The organism is Spirillospora sp. NPDC046719, assembly GCF_040645715.1.
GTDB lineage: Bacteria > Actinomycetota > Actinomycetes > Streptosporangiales > Streptosporangiaceae > Spirillospora.
On the sequence record NZ_JBEYYT010000492.1, the window covers coordinates 1 to 6335 of the forward strand.

The following is a 6335-nucleotide window of genomic DNA, read 5'->3' on the forward strand; positions in this document are numbered from 1 at the left end:
ACCGCCCACGCGACGCGGCTGGACAGCCCCCCCGCGCGGCCCCACCACGGCGCTCCGCTGCACGCCGCGATCGACGCCGCCGCGTGGCGGCTCGTCGCGCCGTCGACGAGCGAGGCGGACCGCGCGTCCCTCGCCGCGCTGCTGCGCACCTGGGCGGACCAGCCGTTCGCCCGGCCCGGCGCCTGGCGGCGCGGCTACGCGACCGGGGCCGCCCTCGCCGGGCTGGACGCGACCGTCGCCGTCGGCGCGGTCCCGTCCGCGGGCGGGCCGATCGCCCCGGAGAGGGCGTACCGGTTCGTCCAGCGCGCCGAGGCCGCGGAGCCGGCGGGCGCGACGAAGACCGAGACCGTCACCGTCGCCCGCGACGACGCCGCCCGCCTCCGCCGCCTCCTCGACCTGTACGAGCGGAACGGGCCGCTCGCGCCGGACGAGGACGCCGTCGCCGCGTTCGTCCGGCGCACCGGCGTCCGCCGCGCCGTCGCCGCGCTCGTCCTGGACGGCCTGCCCCGGCGCGCCTACGAGGGCGGCGACCTCGTCACCCGGTTCGACGCCCACAGGAAGATGCTGCGCGGCAGGCCGTACTCGGCGACCAAGGAGGTCGCACAGGAGGCCGAGGACCTCTCCCAGCGCCTCGGCGTCGCCGGCCGGCAGCGCGTGGTCGCCGCCGGCATGCCCGACGACCCCGCCGAGCTGTGGGCGGACGGCGGCTTCGCGGCCGCCGCCGCGCGCATGGCGGAGGCGTGGTCGGGGCTGCTCGGCCGCCGCGCCGTCGTGGACGAGGACCTGGTCGCCGACCTGGAACGCGACCTCGGCCTCCCGGACACCTGGGCCGCCGCCCTCGCCGACCCGGCCGCGTCCCCCATCGCCGCCGCCGACCTGACCTGCGTCGTCGCCGACTACGAGCCGTACGGCATCGGCGTCCACACCCTTGCGTCCGACGGCACGGCGAACCGGCGGCGGATGGACCACGACCCGTACGTCCCGCTCGCGTCCGTGCTGGTGTGGGCGCTGACGGAACGTCCCGTCGGCGACCCGGCGGTCTCCGGCGCGCCCGGCCTCGCGGCACGGCTGAGGGCGCGGCTGGCCGCTCCCGGCCTGCTGCTCCCGCTCGGACTCTGCTCCCTCGGCGACGCCGAACGGCGCAGGGAGCTGTTCGGGCCGGACGTCCACCCCGTCCGCAGAGCGACCCGCGACGGCGTGTCCGACGGGCCGGACGGCGACGCGCTCGCCTTCGACGACGGCCTGCTGATCGTCGACGGCCGGCCGTCGCTCGCGCACGTGATCCTGCGCCCGTCGGCGCTCGCCGACCGGGCCGCCCGCGCGCGCCTCGAACGCCTCTGCGCCGACCACGGACTGGACCGCCTGCTCCGGAGCGTCGAGGGCACCGTGGTGCGCACCGAAGCGGTCGGCCGCATGGTGGCCCGCGCCGCCGCCACCCCCGTCCCGCCCGGAGGGTACGAGGCGAACCCGCTGCTCAGCGTCCCGGACCTGGTCGCCGAGGCCGCCGCGGAGACCGGCACGAGCGAGGACGCGGCCGTCCTCTACCTGCAGCTGCTCACCCTCGTCCGCCCGACCGACCGCAACGTCCGCCGGTGGAACGGCTGGACGGCCGCCCGGCACAAGGCGGCGCAGGCGGAGCTGGTGGACCGCGCCCTCGTCCAGCAGGACAAGCGTCCCCGCGCGGGCCGCACCGCGTTCGTCCCCGGCGAATGGACCGTGCTCAAGGCCCCCGAACTCCCCGTGGAGGCCGCGAAGCTCGCCGCCCACGGCGCCAGGGAGGTCCGCGGCAGGAGTGTCGGCGGCCCGTTCACGCGCCTGCTGCCCCCGCGCCCCCTCCACGAGATGTTCGAGGAAGCCTGGGCGTCCCGCCGCCGACCCTGACCGCCCGCCGGCCCTGACCGCAGGCCGCCCTTTGACCGCCCGCCGGTCCTCGCGCGCGGTCGGCCGCCGCTGCTACGCGTACGGGTCGCCGGCCTCCAGTGCCAGCCGCCGGATCTCCTCCAGGTCGGTCTCGGTGTAGTCGGCGGGCAGCTCGATGCCGAGGCCGAGGAACATCCGCCGCATCTCCTCCGGCGTGGGCCGCTCGCCGAGCCGCAGGTGCTTGACGGTGTCCAGCGGCAGCCGCTTGGCCTGCTGGAAGCTGACGTGCAGCTCCGACTCCCAGCACTGGTACGTCGGCGTGCCGCTGTTGATGACCAGCGCGGGGAACTCGGGGCCGCGCTGGGTGAAGACCAGGCAGCCGGTCGCCATCTCGTAGCGCAGCAGCGAGTACGCCGACGACAGCCGGATGTCGATGTCGAGCATCTCGTAGCGCTGCTGGTGCCAGCATCCGGCCAGGATCGTCGCGAACAGCTCGCGCCGGGTCTCCTCGACGGACCAGCTCTGCTCGGGCGCGTCCCGCGCGGTCGCCAGCCGCTGGTGCAGGCCGACGAACCGGCCGCACAGCTCCGGGTCCATCGGGTCGAGGATCTCCAGCCGGAACTCCAGCTTGCGCCGGAACGGCCGCGCGGCGGCCACGCACTCCGGGAGCGTCACCGCCCGCACGTAGGCGCCGGTCGCGCCGCGGAACCACCACACCCGGGTGTCGCGGCGCGCCTCGGCGAGCACCCGGTTGCACTCGGTGCCGCTGACGACCTGGACGTCCGGCTGCCGGCGCAGGCCGTCCGCCAGCGCGTCGACGGACCGCTGCACGGTCTCGCCACGAGTGTCGCTGCGCGCCCGGTCGCGCAGCAGCACGATGGACACGACCGCGAGCGTCGCCATCGTCGCGCTCTGCACCACGCTGGTGGACGCGATGCCGGTGACGTCCAGGCCGAGGATGACCACGGCCAGCACGAACGCGACGGCGACGTCGACGTAGCCCGTGAGCACCTTCCAGAAACGCCGCATCCGCCCGCCCCAGTCACGCTCCGCCACCCGGCCGCGACGATCCTAGCCATCCCGTCCGCCCGCCAGAACCCCCTGCCCGCACGGGGTTTCGGCCGTCACGGGCAGCGCGGCGGGGGAGCCCGGCCACCGCCCGCCGGAAGATCCGTCCGGCCCGACTTGCGGGAGTCCGTCATGGACCGAACCATATTCGGCTGAATAGGGGATCGGGGAGTACGGTGTCCGGAACGTCCGAGTGGTTGGAGGGTCGATGCCGCAGCTCGCCGAGAAGATCCCGCCGTCGGTCGCGGGCGCCGTGCTCCGCGCCGTGTTCGCGCTCCCCGGTCCGGTGCGGCGGCTGATCGCCGGGCGGCCGGTGGTGCGCGACGGGCAGCGGCTCGCGCTGGACGCGCAACTGCTCCTGCTGATGACGCGCCTGGAAGGCGCGAGCCTCACCGGGGCGACGGTGCCGGAAGCGCGGCAGGGCCTCGCCCGCGGGCAGCGGTACATCAACCGGCTGCCGGAGCGGCCCGTCCGGACGCGGGACCTGACCGCCGCGGACCGGATCCCCGCGCGGCTGTACGAGCCGAAGGGGCTGGCGGAAGGGTCGCCGCTGCTGGTGTTCTTCCACGGCGGCGGCTGGGTGATCGGCGACATCGACACCCACGACTCGGTCTGCCGGTACCTCGCGGTGAACGCGGAGGTGCGGGTGCTGTCGGTGGACTACCGGCTCGCCCCCGAGCACCGGTTCCCGGCGGCGGCGGACGACGCGCTCGCGGCGTACGCGTGGGCGGTGCAGAACGCGGCGGTGCTCGGCGCGTCGCCGGAGGCGGTCGCGGTCGGCGGCGACAGCGCGGGCGGGAACCTCGCGGCGGTCGTCGGGGCGTTCGCGGACCGCAGGCCGGACTTCGCGCTGCTGTTCTACCCGGCCACCGACATGTCGGTGCGGCGGCGGTCCCGGGAGCTGTTCGCCGACGGCTTCTACCTGACCGACGCCGACATGGTCTGGTTCAGCGACCACTACTGCCCGGACGTGGAGCGGCGCACCGACCCGAAGGCGTCGCCGCTGCTCGCGGACGACCTGAGCGGCTTCCCGGCCACCTACCTCGTCACCGCCGGGTTCGACCCGCTGCGCGACGAGGGCGAGGCGTTCGGCGAGCGGCTGCGGGAGGCCGGGGTGCCGGTCGCGGTGCGGCGGCAGGAGGACCTGATCCACGGGTTCGCGAACATGTGGGGACTCGGCGGGCGGTTCCAGGAGGCCCTCGCCGAGGCGGCCGGAGCGCTGCGCACCGGCCTCCTCTAGCCCGGCGGCCGCCCGCCCGCGAGCGAACGGGCCCGCCCCGGCGGGGACGGGCCCGAGCGGGCCGTGATCAGAGGGGCAGCCCGGTGAGGATCATGACCTTCTCCTCGGTGTAGTCGGCCATCGCCGACCGCAGGCCCTCGCGCCCGACGCCGGAGTCCTTCACACCGCCGTAGGGCATCTGGTCGGCGCGGTAGGACGGGACGTCGCCGATGACGACGCCGCCCACGTCCAGCTCGCGGTGGGCGCGGAACGCGATGTCGAGGTTCCGCGTGAACACGCCCGCCTGCAGGCCGAACTTCGAGTCGTTGACCAGCGCGAACGCCTCGTCCACGCCGTCGACGGGCTGGACCAGCATGACCGGGCCGAAGACCTCCTCGCGCGCCACCTTCGCGTCCGCCGGGACGTCGGCGAGGACGGTCGGGGCGTAGGTCGCGCCCTCGCGGGTGCCGCCTACCAGGACCTTCGCGCCCGCCGCGACGGCCTCGTCCACCCAGGACTCGACGCGCTCGGCGGCGTCCTGGCTGACCAGCGGGCCGACCTGCGTCTTGTCGTCCCACGGGTCGCCGGTGACGAGGGAGCCGACCCGCTCGACCAGCTTCGGCACGAACTCCTCGTACACCGACCGGTCGACGTAGACGCGCTGGACGGCGATGCAGCTCTGCCCGGCCTGGTAGTTGGAGAACAGCCCGATCCGCTCGGCGGCCCAGTCGAGGTCGGCGTCCGGCAGCACGACCGCGGCGCCGTTGCCGCCGAGCTCCAGGGTGACGTGCTTGCGCGGCACCTGGTCGTTGATCGCCCAGCCGACGGGGACGGACCCGGTGAACGACACGATCGGCAGCCGCGGGTCGTCGACCAGCGCGGAGGCGCGGTCGTTCGGGACCGGCAGGACGGAGAACATCCCGGCGGGCAGGTCGGTCTCGGCGAGCAGCTCGCCGAGCAGCAGCGCCGACAGCGGCGTGGCGGGCGCCGGCTTCAGCACGATGGGGGTGCCCGCCGCGATCGCCGGGGCGATCTTGTGCGCGGCGAGGTTCAGCGGGAAGTTGAACGGCGAGATGCCGAGCACCGGGCCCTTCGGCACGCGGGTGATGTAGGCCATCCGCCCCTCGGCGGCGGGGTCGGTGTCCAGGCGCTGCGTCGTGGCGCTGAACCGGCGGGCCTCCTCGGCGGCGAACCGGAACGTGGAGATCGCGCGGGTCACCTCGCCGCGCGCCCACAGCAGCGGCTTGCCGTTCTCGGCGGTGATCAGCCGGGCGACCTCCTCGGCGCGCTCGGCGAGCCGCGCGGACACGTGCGCGAGGGCCTCGGCGCGCACGTGCAGCGGCAGCGCCGCCGCCCGCTTGCGGACCGCGTCGGCCGCCGCGACGGCCTCCTCCACCTGTGCGGGCGTCGGCACGGCGGCCGTCCCGACCACCCGGCCGTCGTAGGGGTGCGTAACGGTCAGCTCACCGTCACCGGTCTCGGGGCGACCGGCCAGCCAGAATGGGGTCACGTTCATGACCTCACGCTATCTCCGGCGCGCCGGATGGGGAGTCTCCAGGACGGCCAATCGGACCGCCGTCGTTGTCCGTGACGGCCAGTGCGATCCACAGCTCGGCGCGGGCGGCGGGATCGTCGGGGTCGCGGCCCAGCAGCTCGGCGGCCTTGCGCATCCGGGACCGCAGGGTGTGCCGGTGCACGCCGAGCGCCCGCGCGGCGGCCTCGCCCTGCCCGTTGGCGGCGACGTAGGCGCGGACCGTGCCGATCAGGTCCTCGGCCTGGAGCGGGGCGAGCAGCGCGGCGGCGAACGCCCGCGCGGCCGCCGGCTCCAGCAGCCCGAGGACGCCCTGCCCCGGCAGGTCCGCGTGCCGCAGGACGGGCCGTCCGGCACGGCGCGCCGCCGCCAGCGCGTCCTCCGCCTGCCGCAGCGCCCCCGCGAGGGCCCCGGCTCCCGCCCCGGTCCCGGCGGGGCCGCTGACGCCGATGGGGCCGGTGCCGGCGAGCAGCGCCGTCACCGCCTCGGCCGCCTCGTCCGGGACGATCACCATCGTGCCGTCGGCGAGCGGCGCCGCCAGGCAGCGCTCCCCGGCGGGGTCCGCCTCCAGCGCGTCGCGGACGGCGGCGCGGCCCGCGCAGGCCAGGACGCGGACCGGCCCGTCCGGCACGGCCGGGCCCGCGGCGGGGAGGCCGG

At 76.2% G+C, this 6335-nt stretch carries 4 protein-coding genes and 1 pseudogene; 2 read left to right on the forward strand and 3 right to left on the reverse strand.

Annotation, left to right across the window (positions count from 1 at the left end; all coding sequences use genetic code 11):
* A pseudogene (locus ABZ914_RS43990) lies at positions 1-1881 on the forward strand (hypothetical protein); the annotation flags it as partial.
* A 72-nt stretch (positions 1882-1953) separates the two neighbouring features.
* Here ABZ914_RS43990 and ABZ914_RS43995 read toward each other — a convergent pair.
* On the reverse strand, positions 1954-2916 hold the full coding sequence (locus tag ABZ914_RS43995) for an SKP1 family protein (RefSeq protein ID WP_500200680.1): 963 nt from the start codon (positions 2914-2916) through the stop codon (positions 1954-1956).
* Positions 2917-3136: 220 nt separating this feature from the next.
* Between ABZ914_RS43995 and ABZ914_RS44000 the strand changes: the two genes are divergently transcribed.
* Entirely contained in the window at positions 3137-4168 is a 1032-nt protein-coding gene (locus tag ABZ914_RS44000; protein WP_500200681.1) for an alpha/beta hydrolase, read from the forward strand.
* A 67-nt stretch (positions 4169-4235) separates the two neighbouring features.
* On the opposite strand, the gene ABZ914_RS44005 is transcribed toward ABZ914_RS44000, so the two are convergent.
* Entirely contained in the window at positions 4236-5663 is a 1428-nt protein-coding gene (locus ABZ914_RS44005; protein WP_433149882.1) for an aldehyde dehydrogenase family protein, read from the reverse strand.
* 4 nt (positions 5664-5667) lie between these two features.
* Positions 5668-6335 (reverse strand): helix-turn-helix domain-containing protein (locus ABZ914_RS44010; protein ID WP_500200682.1); only part of this gene is annotated, 668 nt, incomplete at its 5' end.

Bases quoted from the DNA above. Each gene is read 5' to 3' on its own strand.
- ABZ914_RS44000 (WP_500200681.1), top strand. From the start codon at position 3,137: ATGCCGCAGCTCGCCGAGAAGATCCCGCCGTCGGTCGCGGGCGCCGTG.
- ABZ914_RS44005 (WP_433149882.1), bottom strand. From the start codon at position 5,663: ATGAACGTGACCCCATTCTGGCTGGCCGGTCGCCCCGAGACCGGTGAC.